Below are 17,910 nucleotides of genomic sequence, written 5' to 3' on the forward strand. Positions count from 1 at the left end.
GGGTCTATCCTGGCGTCAAATCCCGTTCGGACTCATTAATGTCGGCCCAGGGGTCGCCAGAAGTGGTTAATAAACCCGGAAGTGTAGAGTAATTCAGGTCCGATGGAGAGTCTATGGACTCCAGATCGCGCCAATCGAGCGGCGTTGAAGCGGGCAGGTGGGGGCGGGCGCGCAAGGAATAGGCCGCTACGGCAGTGGCGCTGCGCGCATTGCGATGATAATCAATGAAAATCCGGTTCTTGCGATTGTCGGCGCCCATTGTGGTGACGAAAGTGTCGCGGCCCGTGGTGGCGAGCTTTGTCGCGATGGCGGCGCAGGCAGAGTGGGTCTGCTTCCAACCCAGTTTTTGGGTAACGGGGACGACAATGTGGACGCCCTTGCCGCCAGAGGTTTTGACAAAAGGCACAAAGCCCATGGCCTCAAGACCAGCGCGCAGGTGGACGGCGGCGTTGGCTACGTCGCGCCAGGCGATGCCTTCGCCGGGATCAAGATCAAAAATTACGCGGTCGGGTTTGTCGAGATGGCTCTTATGGGTGCCCCAGGCGTGGAATTCCACGACGCCGAACTGGGCCAGTGCCAAATAGCCCTTGGCGTCCTCAATTGAAATATAGGTCTGCTTTTCGCCTTCCGAATTCTGGGTGGGAAAAGAGGCAAGGGTTGCGGGCATGCCGGTGAATGGGTGACGCTGGAAGAAACAGTCCTGCGGTTTGCCGGTGGGGCAACGAAACAGCGACACCGGGCGGCCAAACAAATGGGGCAGCATGAAGTCACCTACGGCAGCGTAATAGACGGCGATTTCGAGCTTGGTGGGGCCGGACTTTCCGAACAGGCGCCGGGTGGGATTGGTTACCCAGATGCCGGCCAGATCGGCATCCGAGACGATGCGTTGGCGCGGCGCCGTTGGTGCCGTTGTAAGTTCGGTCTCGCGCAGACCCTTGAACACGGCGTGACGAAGCATGCCATCGCTGGTGATTGCGGCGTATTGAATGCGCGCCTTGAGCATTGGCTTGACCGGTAGGATCTCTCTTGGGGCGCCCTCAATCGGATCCTCGATGCGCATCGTGCCCAGCCGATCTGCGAGCGACTTTATAGTGGCGGCATCAAAACCGGTCCCTACCTTGCCGCGGTAGATCAAGTCATCACCTACCCATTCGGCCATGGCGAGCGCCCCGATGCCGCCATTGGCCGGACTATCACTATAGCCAGCGATAACGAAATCGCCGGTTTTGAGCGCCTTGATTTTGAGCCAGCTCTTGGAGCGCCCATCGGTGTGTTTGCTGTCGGCTCTCTTGGAGACAATGCCCTCCAAACCCAGATCGGAGGCATGGTCGAACAGCGGCGTGCCGTCGCCCTCGACGTGATCGCTGAACTGGATGGCCGAGCGAGTATCAATGTGGCCAGATAGGAGTTGGGCAAGCAGGAGCTTGCGCTTGACCAACGGCACGTTGCGAAGGTCCCAGCCATCAAGATGCAGCAGGTCGAATGCGTAAAACACCAGCTGATTGCCTGCCCCGTTCGACAGCGCGTCCTGCAATTTTCCGAAGCGGCTGATGCCTTTATCGTCCAGCACGACGATTTCGCCATCTATGACCGCTTCGCGACAATTGAGCTTGGCAAAGGCCGCCGGGAGGCCGCCGTAACGCTTGGTCCAATCGAGCCCGCCCCGCGTGATAAGGCGGGCGGTGTCGCCTTCAAGAAACGCCAAAGTCCGATAGCCGTCGAATTTGATCTCGTGCAGCCAATTGCCCTGTCTGGGCGGGGCGTCTGCGGGGGAAGCCAATTGCATCTTGAGAGAAGTCGGGAACGGCTTTTTGACTGCCCCGACACGTTTGCCCGGCTGGGGTTTGGCTTGCTTTTTGGACGGAGTGGGCGTGGCGACAAGATCTTCGATCAGGCGGCCTGATTTAACGCTTTCGGGGCGGTCGAGCAGAATATCTCCCTCGATATCCATCGCTTGATCGCGCTCCTTGAAAAGGAGCCAGTTGCTCTTTTCGCCCTCGTTCGGTTTTCCCTTGAGCCGCGCCAGCATCCAGCCGCCGCGCAGCTTTTCGCCGACCAGTCGGAATTTGAACGCACCATTTTCGAGGTCAATGGCCGGGTCACCCATTGGCGCCCAGGTGCCGGTGTCCCATACGATCATCGGACCGCCACCATATTCCCCCGCGGGGATTACGCCTTCGAAATCGAGATAATCGACGGGGTGGTCTTCGGTGGCGGCGGCGAAGCGTTTGTCGGCGGGATTGAGGGACGGGCCTTTTGGCACCGCCCAGCTCTTGAGGACGCCGCCGAGTTCCAGCCTTAAATCATAATGGTCGGCGGTGGCGGAATGCTTGTGGACGACGAAGCGATTGCTGCCGCCGTCCGACGTTCCGGTGGGCTCCGTCGTTTTGGCAAAGTTGCGTTTGCCCCGGTATTTTTCAAGTTTGCCATCGGCCATGGAAGAAATCTAACCCGGATTTGTCAGAACGCCAGTGGGGAAATCGTGTGCATGGCGGGCGGAGCATTTTGTCAATTTTCACAAGCAGGACATGAATGACGTCAGCATTGGATGGACAAACAGGTCCATTTGAATGTCGGCCAGTTCCTTTTGGGCGTGGCTGCGCTGGGCATTGATGCGGCCCGATGGAAGGTATCGAGGTCAAGATTCTGGACGAAGAATTTGGCCTGCGGGAAAAGGGTCTTTCAAGCCTTGTGGTGGTTCCCATCGGCTATCGCGATGCAGCCGCCGATTTCAATGCAGCCCTGCCGAAATCGCGTCTGACCTATGCCGATAGCGACGCCACGAAACCGACAGCCAGAATCGCCAATGGATAGCGGGAAGTGTCAGCAGCAAAACCGCACAACCGCCTAGCGGCCACGCTAGAAGACCGAGCCTGTATTTTTGAGGTCGAAGCGGTTCATTGCGAAGCCCTGGCGGCGCATTTGAGCATGGATCAAGAGCATTATGGCGCTATCAAGTTAGCTGGCGACTTGGCCGGATAGCTCAATGGTGGCGACATCGCGTGCCAGGGTCGCGGCGTCGAAATTCCATTTCCGCAGCGCGATTTTCACATCCGCTCGGGCAAGTTGCCGGTCAAAATTACCGAGCAAGCCCGCAAAAAAACGTCGCGGGGGGCGGGCGTGAGCCGACACAGGGTTGTCTTGTCGGGACCAACAAAAATGTCGGTCGCGGACATCCTGGACATCACTGGGTGTTCCAATTTCTACAAAATCAATTGGTAATAGCCCTGAACACCCTGCCTCCAATGCCGACAATGTCCGCTACCGGGTCTGGAACGCCTGCTTTATTTTCTATTTCAGATAGGCATCGCGCCAGTTTTCCGAGGCGCCGATTGCCAGGCCTGTTGCGTCGAACAGATGCACAAAATCTTCATGGAAGCCTATACTCAGCGTATCACCCGATTGCGTACCGCGAATGCCGGTCAGGGCTGCGGTGAAGGGTTCTCCAGATTTCAGCGCCGTGTGGATGATGGTCTGCGATCCCAGCACCTCGGTAGTCTCGACCTGAACCTCCAACGGTCCATCGCCGGCATGGCTATGCTCAGGCCGGATCCCCAGCGTAACCGGACTGCCGTCCGCAAGCGCGATCTGACGCCCCGGTAGTGGAATTTTGGTGCCGTCGGCAAGCGTCACGGCGAGCCTGTTATCAACCCGCTGGACTGTGCCGTTCAGCATGTTCATTGGCGGCGCGCCAAGAAATTTGGCGACGAAGGCATTCTGCGGCCTGGCATAGAGTTCGACGGGCGAACCAACCTGCTCGACCTGTCCCTCACTGAGCACCACAATCGTATCGGCCATGGTCATGGCCTCCACTTGATCGTGTGTCACATAGATCATCGTCGATCCGAGCCGCTTGTGCAGACTGATGAGTTCGCCGCGCATCGTCACCCGGAGTTCCGCATCGAGATTGCTCAGCGGTTCGTCGAACAGGAAAGCCCTGGGCTCCTTGACGATTGCCCGACCGATGGCGACGCGCTGGCTCTGCCCGCCGGAAAGCTGGTTTGTCCGTCGTGCCAACAAATGTTCGATCTGGAGAATATTGGCGGCCTTGGCCACCCGTGCCGCGATCTCGTCCTTGGGTAATCGCTGGTTCTCCAGGCCAAACCGCAAATTTTCGGCCACGCTCATATGCGGGTAGAGCGCATAGGACTGAAAAACCATGGCCATACCGCGCGCCGAAGGCAATAAATGGTCGCAGCGCTGGCCGTCAATGTGTACCTCGCCTCCGCTTACCTCTTCGAGCCCCGCCATCATGCGCAGCAGCGTAGATTTTCCACAGCCGGAGGGACCAACGAAGACGGTGAACGAGCCCTCATGAATGGCGAGATTGATGCCATGGATCACCTCCAGGCCCTGGAAGCTCTTGGTGACCGACTTGAGTTCGATTTCGGCCATCAGGACACCTCGAATGCGATGCTGTCACCGGCCTTGAGAGCAATGACATCGGCATGGCTTCGGCCATCGACGATGATCTCATTGGCAGCAAGGGTGCCGCCATCGACCGACAAATTGATGGCGTCGCCAACCTTGGTCAATGTGCCAAATCCCGTGCCTGCTGACCAGAACAGGCTGTAGTCGCCGTCCGCTTTGGGTGCAAAGCTCAAGCGACCCGCCACGAAGTCTGCGGAAAGTCCCGAATACGCATTTACCAACTGCCAAGCGGACATTGAGCGGGCATAGTAGGAGCCGCATTCGATATTGTTCCAAGGGTTGCGGCGGGCGCCATCATAACGGTCGCGGGCGGCACGGACGATATCCAGTCCCTCCTCGACAAGACCCTGCATGATCATGTGCGAAGCCGACATATATTCGACACCCGTCCATACCTCCTCTGCATAGGGGGCGGCCACCATCGGCTGACGGATGCCCGCTGGATAGGTGGCGATCAATAGACCACCTTCGCCTTCATAGGCATAATTGCGGCAGGGGTTGAAATGATTGGTCAGCGTCGTTCGGAAATTATTGCCATGAACAGATTTGAGTGCGGTCTTTACCTTGCTGGCATCAAGAAACCCGCCAAGTCCGGCAACTTCGGCATGCCATTGTCCTAGAATCTGGTCTGATATGCAGCCCTCGCCCATCTGATATTTGAGTTCGGAAAATTCATCCGACCAATAGGTCTCCATGATGCCGTCGGCCAGAACCCCGGCGTTGCGGCCCACATCGAATGGGGTCAGCACGGATCTGTCGGACAGGTCGATCTTCTGGATGAACCAGCTTCCATTGAACAGTTCACTATTGATAAAGTCGGCACCGGCCTTGCCCATGCGGTCGGTCTTCTCGGCCAGCGCATCGTCACCCATTGCCCTGGCCATCTCGGCGGTGGCCAGCAAGGCAGCCACATACATCGAATTGAGCCATGAATTGGGTTCGAAAAGCTCCATGTCGAGCGTCTGATGCTGGCGGCCGGAGAGAATGCCGGTCTGATCGGGGTCCCAGCGATCCTGGTTCTCCGGGCTCCAGGCATATTCAATGGCGCGCTTGAGTTGTGGCCAGTAGCGGCCGAGCCAGGCGCTGTCACCCGAGAGTTTCCAGTCGCGATAGGTCTTGATGATGGCACCGAAATGCCCGTCGGCGCAGGGACCGATGACGTCGAATCCGGAGCCAAGCGGTAATTTTTGTCGGAACGTCAGCCCGCCACTGGGCAGCATATTATAGGTGAGTTCGGTCTCGCGCAAAGTCCGCTCGATCGCGGGAAAAAGATGCGGAAGGGCTTGCTGGTAGTTCCAGACATGGGTACACGACCCCTCGCATGACCCGTCATGTGTATGCTGTCCCTCCCAGGCCCACAATTGACCCTGTTCGAGCCGGATCACCGTTGCGGTCCGAAGCAGGGCGAGCGTTGCACTGGCCGCATACTTGATTTCGGCGGGCAGGGTGGTGCCAAAAAAGCTGTCGCGGAACGCAACAGTGGCCTCAGTCAGCGTGTCCCAGCGGGTTAGCGCATCGGTGGCACAGGTCAGCGAGTCCGACCATTGCGTGGAATAATAATTGGTCCAGCTCGGCGTCGCCCGATCGGGGATTTCGCCATCGGGCTTGGGCCGGAACGCCCAGTATATGTCACCCTTGGGAAAGCTCCAGGAGATGACAAAGCGCACCGTCTTTCGCCCGCCAGCCGGCACGGTGATGCGCGCGCCAAGCGTGGCGTGTTCGGGTTGCTTACTCATATGCTTGCTGGCGCGCGGCTGGTCATAGTGCCGTTGTGGCAACCTGCCAGCGCGCGCGAATTCTTTCCAGAATACCGCCAGATCGTCGAACCACTGGCCGCGGAAATGATGGTCGATATGATCGACGTCATCCGCGTCGGTGGCAATGGTAAGGTCGCCACGCTGCGTTTCGGGCAGATCATTATCGGTCGAGGTGAGATGCAGTGAACTGATGCCGCCCTCCTGCCGGAACGTGTGGCGTCCGCTATTGGAGCCGTCATTGCCCAACGTTCCCGCCAGCGTATAGGTAAGCTCGTCGGCGGTGTCGTTGACCACCTCGAACTGGAACATGCCAACTGGCATGGACGAGATCCCGGTCATTGTGCGGAATAAACGGCGACAATGCCGTCATTCGTACCCCGCCTGGAAACTGGCTATCTGAAAATACCAGGTCGGCGGTGGGAAAGCGGCCGTAGAAATCGACCTTGTCGAAATGGGGTACCCCTGCCAGCGTCTGTCGGTTTGCGCCATGGCCAAAACCATCGAACATCTTGCGCATGCCTGGCGCGCCCGTCGGGTTGAGATCATAGGGACCATTGAGCACCCGGGCGTCGACAAGTTCACCTTTCTTCTCTGCCTTAATGGCGAAGTGTGAATAGCCATTATAATCCTGCAATGCTGGCCGGTTGCGGATGGACCAGTCGATCAGCCTGCCGCTGCCCGAGATCGAAAACCCGCCTGAACCAATACCGCCGAGAGGAAAGGCGAGGTATTTGGTGCGTTCGCCCGAATAGTGAAACGTGTCATCAACGGCGCGTAGATCATCCCACATGAGTCAAATATCCTTAAAGTTCAATTTTTGATGCCACTCATTGTGATGCCTTCGATCACGAATTTCTGGGCGATGAGGAAAAGCAGAACAACCGGCAGGATCGACAGGCTCATGGCGGCCATCACCACTGAAAGATTGCCCGCGCCCAGATAGCCGCGCAGCACGTCCATCGCCAGCGGCAGGGTCATCTGGTCCTGCTTGCCGAGCAATACCTTGGCCTGGAAATAGTAGTTCCAGGTCTGGGTAAAGGTGATGATGCCAAGCGCAGACAATGCTGGCCGCAATTGGGGGAGCGAAATTCGCCAGAAGATCTTGATATAACCGGCGCCATCCATCAGCGCCGCTTCTTCCAGGGCCTTGGGCTGACTGACCATGAATTGTCGCATCAGGAACACGCCAAAACTCGAGGTCAAATACATCAGCGCCAACCCCATAGGCTGGTTGACCAGACCGGTGCGCGCATAGCCAAGATAGATCGGCAGGATGGTGACCTGCGCGGGAAACATCAATCCGACCAGCAAAATGAAGAACATCGCATCGCGACCGCGAAACTTGAGCCGGGAGAATGCGAACGCGGCGAGTGAGCATGTGATCAACTGGCCAATAGTCACTACGACGGCGATCATCACCGAATTGGCATAAATCCTGATGAAGGGCACCTTGGAATTCAGCACCGCCCAGTAATTGGTAAGGTCAAGACTGGGCGGCAGGAAGCTCGGAGGCATCTTGTAGGCATCCGACACCGAGCGGAATGACATCGAGAACAACCACAGAAATGGCAGCAACATGCCGATGGCCAGCAGCATCATGCACGCGATGATGGCCCAGTCTATTATGCGCTTGGCGGAGCGTGTCTGCATCATTGTGTTCATTGTTGAACCCACCGACGGGAGAGGAGCTGTTGGATTGCGGTGATGACCAGGATGATCGCGGTCATGACCACCGAGATTGCGGCGGCGTAACCGATCTGGAAGCTGCCAAAACCCTCCTCGACGATCAGGATCGACAGCGACCGGGTCGTGTCGCCAGGTCCGCCCTGAGTCAGGATGACGATCGATTCGTAGACCTGCAGCGCGCCGATCGAGGCATAGACAATGCAGAAAAACACGACCGGCGATATATAGGGCAGGGTGATGCGCACGAATTGTCGCCATGCAGGCGTCCCGTCCATCACCGCCGCTTCGATAATCGCCTTCGGCACCCCCTGCAAGGCGGCGATAAAGATGATCATGAAGAACCCGGTATTTTTCCAGACATCCATGATGATGATCGAGGTCATCGCCTGGTCGGCATCAGTCAGCCAACGCACGCCTGGCAGGCCGATCAGCCGCAGATAATAGTTTATGACGCCCAGATCATCGCCATAGAGGTAACTCCAGACGATCGAGACGAATGCCGCCGCGATGATGACCGGCAAGAAAAACGACAATCGAAAGAAATAGAGCAGCCAGCTTGGCATCATTCTGTTCAGCGCAATCGCCAGGACGAGCCCGATGGCAACGTTGAATGTTACCGCAAAGAAGGTGAAGCGCAGCGTGTTCGACAGGATCTGGAGCGACCGTCGATCTGAAAAAAACCGGGCAAAATTGTCGAATCCTACCCAATGCGAGCCCAACATGGGATCGAAATAGGCAAAGGCGAGAATGCATGTGACGACAACGGGCGCCAGCACGAAGGTCAGATAGAGCACTGCAGTTGGCAGCACGAAGAGATATCCCGTGCGGGCCTGCGCTCGGCTCAATTCCGAGGGGCGGTTTCTTGAAACGTCGATGGCTGTCATGATCCGGGGTCCGCACAAAACGCTGTATCAGCCTTCCGCCTCAACAGACGCGGTAAGCAATGTTGTTATTGTGGAGGCCCGTCCGGGCGACGCAGCCGAGGCTGCGGGTCCGGACGGGTGGGAGAGTTCTTATCCGCCCATCTGCTGCTTGAGGCGCGCGAACGACTCGTTCAGCTCCGCATCGGCCTGCTTGACACCATCGGCGATCGAGACTTCGCCCGCCATCATCGCGGTATAATAGCGAATGACGATCTTCTCGACTTCCTGGAAATTGGCTGGTGAGGGAACTGCCTTCGTGTGCGGCAATGTCTGGTAGTAAAGTGCCGCTGACGGTGGATAGCTCAGGAAAGCTTCGGTCGAGGCTGCCGACAGGCGACCCGGTACGCCGCCACCCTTTTCGCCTTCTTCCTTCTGCGTTTCTTCGTTGGTGAGTTCAAGAATGAGCGCCTTGGCGAGGTCGGGATTGGCTGTGGCCTTGTTTATGGCGTAGCCGCCAAAGCCGATGACAGTGGTGTCGCTCTCCTTTGATGGAGGAATGGCGACGTCCATATTGAGATCGTTGGATTTGGCGCTTTGCACGATCCAGTGCCCGCGGCTGATCATCGCCACCTGACCCGCCATGAACTGGCTGTCCATCGTTGCGCCGCTGCTTGGAATGGGCGAGACGCCATCGATATGAATCAGGTCATAAAGGAACTGCAGGCTCTCGGCGACCTTGGGGTCGAGCATATTTGATGCCGACCAGTCGTCATTAAGAATACTGGTGCCGTTCGAGAAGAACCAGGGCTGTATGAAGAAGTTCTGATTGGGCACTTCATAACCGAACTGCGTCACGGTGCCCGATGCGTCCTTGATCGTCAGCTTTTTTGCGACTTCGCGGAATTCGTCCCAAGTCCATTTGCCATCCACGGGATAAGCAACGCCGGCCGCGTCGAACAGATCACGATTGTAGTTGATCATGATGTTGTTCCAGCTGATGGGGACGTAATTGATTGCCCCATTGTAGGAACCCTGTTCAAACAGGCTTGGCGCGAAGTCGGAGAAGCCGCTATTGGCCGCGACGAAATCATCGAGCGGCATCCACAAGTTACGCGATGAAAAGGCCTGGAAGGTTTCGATGGCAGTGCCATAGACGTCCGCTGCCGCGCCTGCATTGAACTGGCCCAGCACTTTGGTCACATAGTCGCCCCAGCCACCGGAGATGGCGTCGATTTCAAGCTCGACCGTGACGTTGGGATATTTGCTGTTGAATCGCGCTATGGCGTTGGTCATTGCGCCCAACTCGGCATCGCCACCAAAAGCCTGGAGTTTCAAAGTTGCCGTTTCGTCCGATTGCGCAAAAGCCGGTGCTATCCCCAAATTCACACCGGCGGCAAAAGCCGCTGACGATAGCAACAAACTGCGTCGTGAAATCTTATTCATGAATTTCCTCCCTATGCGCCGCTCTCGACGCCCAATTGTTCACTCGTTCCCCAGTCGAAACGTTTCGTGTAAAATGCCTGATACGCCGACAGTTTGATCTGTCTTCTTCCTATCGCACCAAATTTGCCTACACGAAACGTTTCGTATAATGCACTTAACGGCTCTTTTGACAAGGGGGCATACTTTACGGGAGAGAATGAATTGGCCACCATCAAGGACGTCGCACGACGGGCAGGCGTCGCCATCTCCACCGCGTCGGCGGCCATCAACCGTTCCGCCCCGGTTAGTCAGGACGTGATAGACAGGGTTGAAAAGGCTGTGCGCGATATTGGCTATGTGCCTCATGGCGCCGCACAAAGTCTGCGCATCGGCCAGTCCCGCCTGATCGGCCTGATATTGCCCGACATCACCAATCCGCACTTTTCCAATGTGGCAAAGATTGTGGAATCGGCCTGCCTGAAAATCGGCTACATGGCCGCCGTCTATTCAACCAATGAAGATTTCGATCGCGAACGGCAGATACTCAGAATGATGCGGGCGCAGCGCGTTGCCGGCCTCATCATTATCCCGACGCGCTCCGATATCGAGCACGGCAAGCGGCTGGCTGAGGAAATCCATGTGCCGACGATTCTCCTCGACTCCTTTGTCAAAGGGCTGCCTTATGACGTGATCAAGCTCGACAATGTGCGCGCCGGACGTCTGGCCACCGAATATCTGCTCGATCTTGGTCATTCTCGCATTGCGGTGACAGGCGGCCGCGACAACATCATTACCGGTGAAGATCGCCTTCGGGGTTATTTCGAAGCGCATGCCGCGCGCGGCGTCGCGGTCCAGCCGCGTCTCCAGATCGCCGGTCGCTTCCTGCAGGCGGTTGCGCATGAAAGTACGCTAGCACTGATGCGCGCGCCCGAGCCCCCGACGGCCATTTTCTCCCTATCCAACATGATGACCCTTGGCGTACTCAATGCCTTGCGCGAATTGAAGCTGTCGGTGCCAACAGATGTCTCGGTCATCAGCATCGACGACTTCGACTATGCCAATATCATGAACCCGCCGCCCACCGTCGTTGCCGCACCCGTGACCGAAATGGCCCAAACCGCGATCGATCAGCTCTTTCAGCAAATCCTGAGTAAATCCAAGCCAACCAGCTCAGTGGCCCAATTCTCGCCCGAACTCATCGTGCGCGAGAGCTGCCGATCGCCAGCCGGCGACGACCACGCCTCTTAGTTCTGGTTGAGCATTTAGAATCGCCAATTGTCGTGATTCACCAGACTGATGCGCTCGTGAGTGGGTTTCAGCCTGTGCCAGATAGGACCAGATCAGACTTTGCACTGGATCGCTAGCCTGCCCGGTGCGATACTTGACGGATGGTCCTCGATCGCCCGGTGTGCTGCGGTTTCAAGCACTGCTTCCCGCATCGTGGCGGCGTCTTTGAGAGCTAGGTCGGACGCCAGGGCGGCGCGGTGCTGTCTCAGCACATCTTCTACGAACCCGGCAACCTGCACACTGAGCGCGCGCCGGTGTTCGGCCCGTCCCACACGCGGCGCAATCCAGATCAATATCCTGCGCAGTTTCGGTTCCTGCGGGTGGTCGTCAAACGCCATGTCGACCAACGTGTCGACCGCCTCTGCGAGGGTATCGCCCGGCATCGCGGCAATTGCCTCGGCAAACCGCTCAATAAAGGCCTCGCCATAATAATCGACGACGGTGGCCACCAGCGCCTGCTTGTTGGGGAAATATTGGTAGGCGAACCGACGCTGACACCTACCCCCGTTCCGCCACTACCGCTGTGGTCGTGGTCTCACGCAGAAGAAAGGAGAAATGCAAATGACCAAGATGATCTCCGCAATCGACCAAGCATGCATCAATTTGCCAAGGGAGCCGCTTGATCAAGAGGCCCCATTTTTTGTTCCAGCAGGGGCACGTAATGGACGGGATCAAAGACCATATCTTCGCGAGTCAGCGCCTTGAGGAATGGCCCAAGTTCGGCGGCCTTGAGCGCGGCCCGGTGTTTCTGTGCACCGGCGCCTTGAGGGCGGTCGGCCTGTCCGCTGCGATCGGAAAATCTGTCACGCGACCTGAAGCAACTGACCTGCCAACACCACCGGATTGCGGCGCTTTATTCCCGCTCTTCGGGGCTATCCGAAGAGCGGGAATAGTGGGCCCACCAGCAGCGACTACCACCACCGAAAAGCCCGGATTTTCTATAATTCGAAGTAGTGGAGCGGAGCACTATGTCCCACTTGTAGGCTCAAATGCCATGCGGCCCTGGAACGCACAACGCTGCATATGCGGTGGGCGCACGAACCAGCATACGGAAAGAAGTTTGAAGTCCTCATTGATGGCGACGCTAAATGCATCACTTAGGGGTTTGACCCTCTAGCCGTCTTTCAAGACGCCTAGCGGCTGGCGCAGATAATAAATACCTTTGCGTGACCTCATTAGATAAACCGGGTTCAACAAGGCAAATGCCTCCCTTGAATGTCCCACTAACGAACATCAAGAGATAACCCATTATTTTCAAAGGGAGATGGTGGGCCCACCAGGACTCGAACCTGGAACCAGACCGTTATGAGCGGTCGGCTCTAACCATTGAGCTATGGGCCCTCGGGGGTTCAATAGCAGGCGGGTGGGGCATGTCAAATAGGTTGGGTGTTATTTTTGTGGGTTGGTGCCGAATGGTTGTCGGCGCTGACTAATGCTGGAAGACGACGAGGCCCGCTGCGGTGGCCATCATGGCGCCGGCGGTCTTGTTGAGGCGACCGAGTGCCCGGGGGCTGCGGAAAAAGTCGCGGGCGACTGAGGCCAGCAAAGCGTAGCCGCAGCCGATCGCCAGTAGAACAACGACGACAATGGCCGCTAGTTCGGCAAAGGCCAAGGGGTTCATCTGGTTGAGCGGGATGACAGTCGGCAAGATCGCCAGATAAAACACGATGGTTTTGGGATTGCCCAGCGTCAGGGAAAAGCCGGCGAGGAAGGTTTTCAGGGCGCTCTCGCTCTTGGGACGCATCTGTTCGGCGCCAGGGCGGGCGGTCCAAAATCTGTAGGCGACGTATAGCAGATAGGCAGCGCCAGCCCAGCGGACGATAATGAAGATCGGGCCGAAATAGGTGGCGATGGCCGCCAAGCCAAAGACGGCAAAAACAAAATAAAGCAAATCACCGGCGAGAATGCCCAAGACCATGGGAAATGCACCCTTGAAGCCACCGCCCAAGGCACGGGCAACAACAGCGGCGACGCCGGGTCCGGGCACGAGAACCGCGATGGCGTAGGCCAAGGTGAAGGCGAGCAGGGTAAAAAGGGACATTCGGAAATTCCACATGGCGACGCGGCACATTATGCCGCGTCAATCATGACGACAAGCTAGCAAATGAATCAGGGCAGGCGCGCCAATCGCTCCGTGAGCAGGGCGAAGTAGCCGTCCGCATTGCCGTGACGCAGATAGGTAGCGTTGCGCGGTTTATCGGTTACGTGCCAATAGTCAACTACGGTCATGCCGACAGTGAGTTCGCTGGCCGTTTCGATGCTGACGTTGCATTGGCGACCCTCAAACAATTCGGGTTGCAGCAGATAGGCGATCACGGTGGGATCATGCAACGGCGCGCCCGCCCAGCCGTATTTCTTGAGATCGAAGGTTTCGGAAAAACTGAGCATGGCGTGGACGGCTGTACCGGTCTTGTTGCCCAATTGCCTGATGGCGGCGAGGCGTTCCGGGGTTGCCTGCATACCGTGGGAAACATCAAGCGGCTGGATGGTGATGGGTGCGCCGGAGCGCATGACCACATCGGCGGCTTCGGGGTCCACATAGATATTGAATTCTGCAGCGGGAGTGATGTTGCCTGCTTCGAAATAGCCGCCGCCCATCAGGACGATTTCGGCAATGCGTTCGGCGATTGCGGGCTGTTTGATCAGCGCCATGGCAATATTGGTGAGCGGGCCCAATGCACACAGAGTGATGGTTTTGGGCGCCGCCTGCATCAGGGTTTCGACGATGTAGTCGACGCCGTGGGTTGGCTGAATGTCAATTTTGGGGTTGGGCAGGTTTGGGCCGTCAAGGCCGGTCTGGCCGTGCACGTGCTCGGCGGTAACCAGGGGACGGCGTAGTGGGCGTTCGCATCCGGCGTAGACCGGGATGGACGTTCGACCTGATAGTTCAACGACTTTAAGGGCGTTTTTGACATTTTGATTCAGCCCGACATTGCCCGCAACTGCGACTATGCCCAACACATCCAGATCCTCTGGGGAGGCGAGCGCCAGTAAAATGGCGACAGCGTCGTCCTGACCGGGATCGGTGTCGATAATAATTTTCTTCATGATTTGAACTCTCTGGCGTTACCCGATCAGTCTAGTGCGAAGCGGGCTTGGGGTCGACGGCCGTAACAGCGCTTTTCCAAGGGAACGTTTGCCATTTCGATCCGTTAGCGAAGGTGGAGACTTCAAAAATGATCAAGCCAGTGCGGCGTCCTCGTGCCTTGCAGCTATCCCAAGGCGTGTCGGATAGTCAGTTCGAACGGATATTAGGCAACGCGGCCAAAGGCGCAGTGGTGTTGATGGGGCTTGTCGTGCTGTTAGCAGCGCTCAAGACCGGGCAGGTCATTCTGGCACCGGTCAGTCTGGCCATCCTTATCGGGTTGATGTTCGGGCCGGTCGCGGACCGGATGGAGGCCTTCGGTGTGCCACCGGCGCTGTCGGCGGCGGCGGTTGTGCTGATGCTGATCGGTATCCTCTTGGGCGGCATCGCCCTGTTTGCTGTGCCGCTGTCGGACTGGGTGGATCGTGGACCGCTGATCTGGGAGAAGCTGCGCACCGAACTCGCCAACTGGAAAGAGCCGCTGCAGTCGGTTTCGGCGTTTCAGGAGCAATTGTCGGGTATTATGGGAAACTCCACTTCCATGGCTGTAACCGTGGAAGACGGTGGGCCAGTTACCAACATTGCCTTTTTGGCACCGGCGGTAGGTGCACAAATCCTGGTGTTTTTGGCGAGCTTTTACTTCTTCGTTGCAACGCGGGACCATATCCGCATTTCGGTGCTGTCGTTATGTGTCAGTCGGCGGATGCGCTGGCGGACGGCTCATATATTCCAGGACATTGAGCACAAGGTTTCGCGCTTTCTGTTATCAATCACTTTTATCAATTTTTGCGTCGCTGTGGCGGTGTCCCTAGCGATGTGGGGCATCGGCATGCCGTCGCCGATTCTGTGGGGGGCCATGGCGGGGGTGTTGAACTACATCCCGTATGTGGGGCAGGGCATCATGGTGATTGTCCTGCTGGCAGTTGGGCTGGGAACACAGACGGGACTAGCGGCAATCCTGTTGCCGACGGCCTGCTATATCGGGATCAATTTTGTCGAAGGGCAAATCGTGACCCCACATTTCATCGGACGCACGATGACGCTCAATCCGTTCATCATTTTCCTGTCGATCAGTTTCTGGATCTGGGCCTGGGGGCCAGTGGGTGGGCTCATTGCGGTGCCGAGCCTGTTGATCGCGACTTCGATCCTTGATCACGCCATACCGCGCAAGCCTGTGATGCCGAAACGCCCGGTGCGGCGCACGCGGAACATGTCCGATCGTGATGAGTTGCTGGCCAATGCAGCAACGGTTATCCGCGAAAAATCTGATGCGGAAGACGCCGCAAACGCTGCGGCTGTTGATGCCAAGAATAAAAGCAGGGATACCCCAGAGTCTGCAGATTCCCCCAAGCAGCATCTGCCACCCGAAGGCACGGCACCGTCTGGCGCACAGGCGACGTCCTGAACCTGGCGCAATATTCGGACTTGCTTGACGGGAGCGCGCTGTGGCTCAACACTGCCATTGTCCGATTGGGCAAAGGATAGTGATCAGGGGCCCCAAGTGTCAGTTGAAGCAGTTGCCAGTGGTGCAGAGGCCGCCGCCCACGGGGTGGATCTGGTTCCAGTTGTGGTATTGCTGGCGGCAGGCGTTTTTGCCGTGCCCCTGTTCAAGCGACTTGGATTGGGCTCGGTGCTCGGCTATCTGGCGGCAGGGCTGTTGCTTGGCCCCTCCGGTATTGCGCTGATCGCTGATCCCGGATCAGTACTGGCGGCAGCAGAACTGGGCGTGGTGCTGTTCCTGTTCATTATCGGACTTGAGATGGAGCCCAGCCGATTGTGGGCGCTGCGGCGGCAGATATTCGGTCTTGGCGCGCTGCAGGTGGTAATTAGCGGTGCCCTGTTGACAGGGGTTGGCGTTTTACTGGGGTTTGCACCAGCGATAGCCTTTGTTTTTGGCATGGGATTTGTGCTGACTTCGACGGCTATCGTCATGCAGATTTTGGGCGAACGCGGCGAATTGTCGACGTCGGGCGGGCAAAAGATCGTTTCAATCCTGTTGCTGGAAGACCTGGCCATCGTGCCGCTTTTGGCGTTAATTGCCATTCTTGCCCCTTCAGGAGCCGATGAAAGTCTGGTCAGCCGGCTGGGCGGGATTGCCATCGCCCTTGGTGCGGTGGGGTTGCTGATCGTTCTGGGGCGGCGGATCATGAATCCGCTGTTTGCACTTCTGGCTTCGGCAAAACTGCGCGAGGTCATGACGGCGGCGGCGTTGCTGGTTGTTCTGGGGTCCGCCCTGCTGATGCAGGTCAGCGGGCTGTCCATGGCCATGGGGGCATTTTTGGCAGGTGTGCTGTTATCCACTTCGACATTCAAGCATCAGCTTGAGGCCGATGTTGAGCCGTTTCGCGGCATTTTGCTGGGACTTTTCTTCCTTGCCGTCGGTATGTCGCTGGACCTGCAGGTAGTGACGGGACACTGGCAAATCATTGCGATAGCGGTGGTTGGCTATATGGTGGTCAAAGCGATTGCCATTTACGTGCTGGCACGGGTGCTGAAGTCGGACCATGCCCAAGCCCTTGAGCGCGCTGCGCTGATGTCACAAGGCGGCGAATTCGCCTTTGTGCTTTATACGACGGCTAGCGCCGCCGGGCTGATAGACGGGCCGACCAACGCCATATTTACGGCCACTGTGATCATATCCATGGTGATCACGCCGTGCCTGTTGATCGCATTGCGTTACCTGACGCCAAAACCGCAGCAATCGATGGAGGGGGTCGAGGTCGCCGAAGATTTGCACGAGCGCATACTGATCATCGGTTTTGGACGATTTGGCCAGATTGCCAGCCAGACCTTGCTAGGGCAGGGGCACCGCCTGACGATCATTGATACTGACACAGAGATGATCCGCGTCGCCGCGCAGTTCGGTTTCAAGGTTTATTATGGCGACGGCGGGCGGTTGGACATTTTGAGGGCTGCGGGTGCGGCCAATGCGGATCTGGTGCTGATCTGCATTGATGACAGGCGGACCGCGACCAGAATTGCTGAATTATTCCGGGATGAATTTGCACTGGTCAAAGTCATGTCCCGGGCGTTTGATCGTGGCCATGCGATTGAGCTGATCAAGGCGGGGGTCGAATATCAGCTGCGCGAAACTTTCGAATCGGCCGTCCAATTCGGAGCAAAAGCCATCGAAATACTGGGTGCCACGTCCGAGGAGATCGAGGCGGTTGTCGAGGGCGTGCGTGATCGTGACCGGCGACGGTTTGAGATGCAGATCAATGAGGACGTCAGTGCATTGGACGCCGCCAATATGTTGTTGCTGCAGAACGCGGCTGATCAGGCCCGCGAGGGTGGGGTGGCAATCGAACCGGACGAGATCGCCAAAACCGTTTCTGACGCGGGGATCGATGTTGCAAAGGAAACACAGGATTAGCCCGGC

14 protein-coding genes and 1 tRNA gene are annotated in these 17,910 nt (G+C 57.5%); 4 read left to right on the top strand and 11 right to left on the bottom strand.

What is annotated here, in order from left to right:
- Positions 1-4 precede the first annotated feature (4 nt).
- Positions 5-2,437 (bottom strand): DNA ligase D, encoded by a 2,433-nt coding sequence (ligD, locus tag PSQ90_RS13395; protein ID WP_282210794.1) that lies wholly within the window; start codon positions 2,435-2,437, stop codon positions 5-7.
- Between the two features lie 185 nt (positions 2,438-2,622).
- Here ligD and PSQ90_RS13400 point away from each other — a divergent pair, with 185 nt between their 5' ends.
- Positions 2,623-2,814, top strand: a complete 192-nt coding sequence (locus tag PSQ90_RS13400; protein ID WP_282210795.1) for a nitroreductase family protein — start codon at positions 2,623-2,625, stop codon at positions 2,812-2,814.
- A gap of 477 nt (positions 2,815-3,291) precedes the next feature.
- Here the strand turns inward: PSQ90_RS13400 and PSQ90_RS13405 are convergent, their stop codons facing one another.
- The 6 genes from PSQ90_RS13405 to PSQ90_RS13430 all read right to left on the bottom strand — a co-directional run bounded on the left by PSQ90_RS13405 (position 3,292) and on the right by PSQ90_RS13430 (position 10,180).
- Complete coding sequence (locus tag PSQ90_RS13405) at positions 3,292-4,395, bottom strand: ABC transporter ATP-binding protein (RefSeq protein WP_282210796.1); 1,104 nt, start codon at positions 4,393-4,395, stop codon at positions 3,292-3,294.
- Positions 4,395-6,509: a GH116 family glycosyl hydrolase gene (locus tag PSQ90_RS13410; protein ID WP_282210797.1), complete on the bottom strand. Its 2,115-nt coding sequence runs from the start codon at positions 6,507-6,509 to the stop codon at positions 4,395-4,397. Before PSQ90_RS13410 ends, PSQ90_RS13405 begins: the two co-directional genes overlap by 1 nt.
- The gene (locus PSQ90_RS13415) at positions 6,424-6,978 is read right to left on the bottom strand and encodes a GH116 family glycosyl-hydrolase (RefSeq protein WP_282210798.1); all 555 of its coding nucleotides are present in this window, start codon (positions 6,976-6,978) and stop codon (positions 6,424-6,426) included. Before PSQ90_RS13415 ends, PSQ90_RS13410 begins: the two co-directional genes overlap by 86 nt.
- Before the next feature lie 20 nt (positions 6,979-6,998).
- On the bottom strand, positions 6,999-7,850 hold the full coding sequence (locus PSQ90_RS13420) for a carbohydrate ABC transporter permease (protein ID WP_282210799.1): 852 nt from the start codon (positions 7,848-7,850) through the stop codon (positions 6,999-7,001).
- Positions 7,847-8,758 (bottom strand): carbohydrate ABC transporter permease, encoded by a 912-nt coding sequence (locus PSQ90_RS13425; protein ID WP_282210800.1) that lies wholly within the window; start codon positions 8,756-8,758, stop codon positions 7,847-7,849. Before PSQ90_RS13425 ends, PSQ90_RS13420 begins: the two co-directional genes overlap by 4 nt.
- Before the next feature lie 129 nt (positions 8,759-8,887).
- Entirely contained in the window at positions 8,888-10,180 is a 1,293-nt protein-coding gene (locus PSQ90_RS13430) for an ABC transporter substrate-binding protein (protein ID WP_282210801.1), read from the bottom strand.
- A gap of 201 nt (positions 10,181-10,381) precedes the next feature.
- Between PSQ90_RS13430 and PSQ90_RS13435 the strand changes: the two genes are divergently transcribed.
- Complete coding sequence (locus tag PSQ90_RS13435) at positions 10,382-11,407, top strand: LacI family DNA-binding transcriptional regulator (protein WP_282210802.1); 1,026 nt, start codon at positions 10,382-10,384, stop codon at positions 11,405-11,407.
- 92 nt (positions 11,408-11,499) lie between these two features.
- On the opposite strand, the gene PSQ90_RS13440 is transcribed toward PSQ90_RS13435, so the two are convergent.
- The 4 genes from PSQ90_RS13440 to PSQ90_RS13455 all read right to left on the bottom strand — a co-directional run bounded on the left by PSQ90_RS13440 (position 11,500) and on the right by PSQ90_RS13455 (position 14,494).
- Positions 11,500-11,895 (bottom strand): hypothetical protein, encoded by a 396-nt coding sequence (locus PSQ90_RS13440; RefSeq protein ID WP_282210803.1) that lies wholly within the window; start codon positions 11,893-11,895, stop codon positions 11,500-11,502.
- A gap of 816 nt (positions 11,896-12,711) precedes the next feature.
- A tRNA-Ile gene (locus PSQ90_RS13445) sits at positions 12,712-12,787 on the bottom strand.
- A gap of 88 nt (positions 12,788-12,875) precedes the next feature.
- Entirely contained in the window at positions 12,876-13,487 is a 612-nt protein-coding gene (locus PSQ90_RS13450) for a LysE family translocator (protein WP_282210804.1), read from the bottom strand.
- 68 nt (positions 13,488-13,555) lie between these two features.
- Positions 13,556-14,494 carry a nucleoside hydrolase gene (locus tag PSQ90_RS13455; protein WP_282210805.1) on the bottom strand — a complete coding sequence of 313 codons (939 nt, stop codon included), beginning with the start codon at positions 14,492-14,494 and terminating at the stop codon, positions 13,556-13,558.
- A gap of 128 nt (positions 14,495-14,622) precedes the next feature.
- Between PSQ90_RS13455 and PSQ90_RS13460 the strand changes: the two genes are divergently transcribed.
- Together PSQ90_RS13460 and PSQ90_RS13465 are read left to right on the top strand one after the other, a co-directional pair.
- Positions 14,623-15,936 carry an AI-2E family transporter gene (locus PSQ90_RS13460; protein WP_282210806.1) on the top strand — a complete coding sequence of 438 codons (1,314 nt, stop codon included), beginning with the start codon at positions 14,623-14,625 and terminating at the stop codon, positions 15,934-15,936.
- Positions 15,937-16,032: 96 nt separating this feature from the next.
- Positions 16,033-17,904 (top strand): monovalent cation:proton antiporter-2 (CPA2) family protein, encoded by a 1,872-nt coding sequence (locus PSQ90_RS13465; RefSeq protein WP_282210807.1) that lies wholly within the window; start codon positions 16,033-16,035, stop codon positions 17,902-17,904.
- Positions 17,905-17,910 lie beyond the last annotated feature (6 nt).

The sequence above is a fragment of the Devosia rhodophyticola genome (assembly GCF_028816475.1).
GTDB lineage: Bacteria > Pseudomonadota > Alphaproteobacteria > Rhizobiales > Devosiaceae > Devosia > Devosia rhodophyticola.

Coding starts and splice junctions, on each gene's coding strand:
- PSQ90_RS13415 (WP_282210798.1), bottom strand. CDS start 6,978: ATGTGGGATGATCTACGCGCCGTTGATGACACGTTTCACTATTCGGGC.
- PSQ90_RS13405 (WP_282210796.1), bottom strand. CDS start 4,395: ATGGCCGAAATCGAACTCAAGTCGGTCACCAAGAGCTTCCAGGGCCTG.
- PSQ90_RS13450 (WP_282210804.1), bottom strand. CDS start 13,487: ATGTCCCTTTTTACCCTGCTCGCCTTCACCTTGGCCTACGCCATCGCG.
- ligD (WP_282210794.1), bottom strand. CDS start 2,437: ATGGCCGATGGCAAACTTGAAAAATACCGGGGCAAACGCAACTTTGCC.
- PSQ90_RS13420 (WP_282210799.1), bottom strand. CDS start 7,850: ATGAACACAATGATGCAGACACGCTCCGCCAAGCGCATAATAGACTGG.
- PSQ90_RS13425 (WP_282210800.1), bottom strand. CDS start 8,758: ATGACAGCCATCGACGTTTCAAGAAACCGCCCCTCGGAATTGAGCCGA.
- PSQ90_RS13430 (WP_282210801.1), bottom strand. CDS start 10,180: ATGAATAAGATTTCACGACGCAGTTTGTTGCTATCGTCAGCGGCTTTT.
- PSQ90_RS13460 (WP_282210806.1), top strand. CDS start 14,623: ATGATCAAGCCAGTGCGGCGTCCTCGTGCCTTGCAGCTATCCCAAGGC.
- PSQ90_RS13455 (WP_282210805.1), bottom strand. CDS start 14,494: ATGAAGAAAATTATTATCGACACCGATCCCGGTCAGGACGACGCTGTC.
- PSQ90_RS13400 (WP_282210795.1), top strand. CDS start 2,623: ATGGAAGGTATCGAGGTCAAGATTCTGGACGAAGAATTTGGCCTGCGG.
- PSQ90_RS13410 (WP_282210797.1), bottom strand. CDS start 6,509: ATGCCAGTTGGCATGTTCCAGTTCGAGGTGGTCAACGACACCGCCGAC.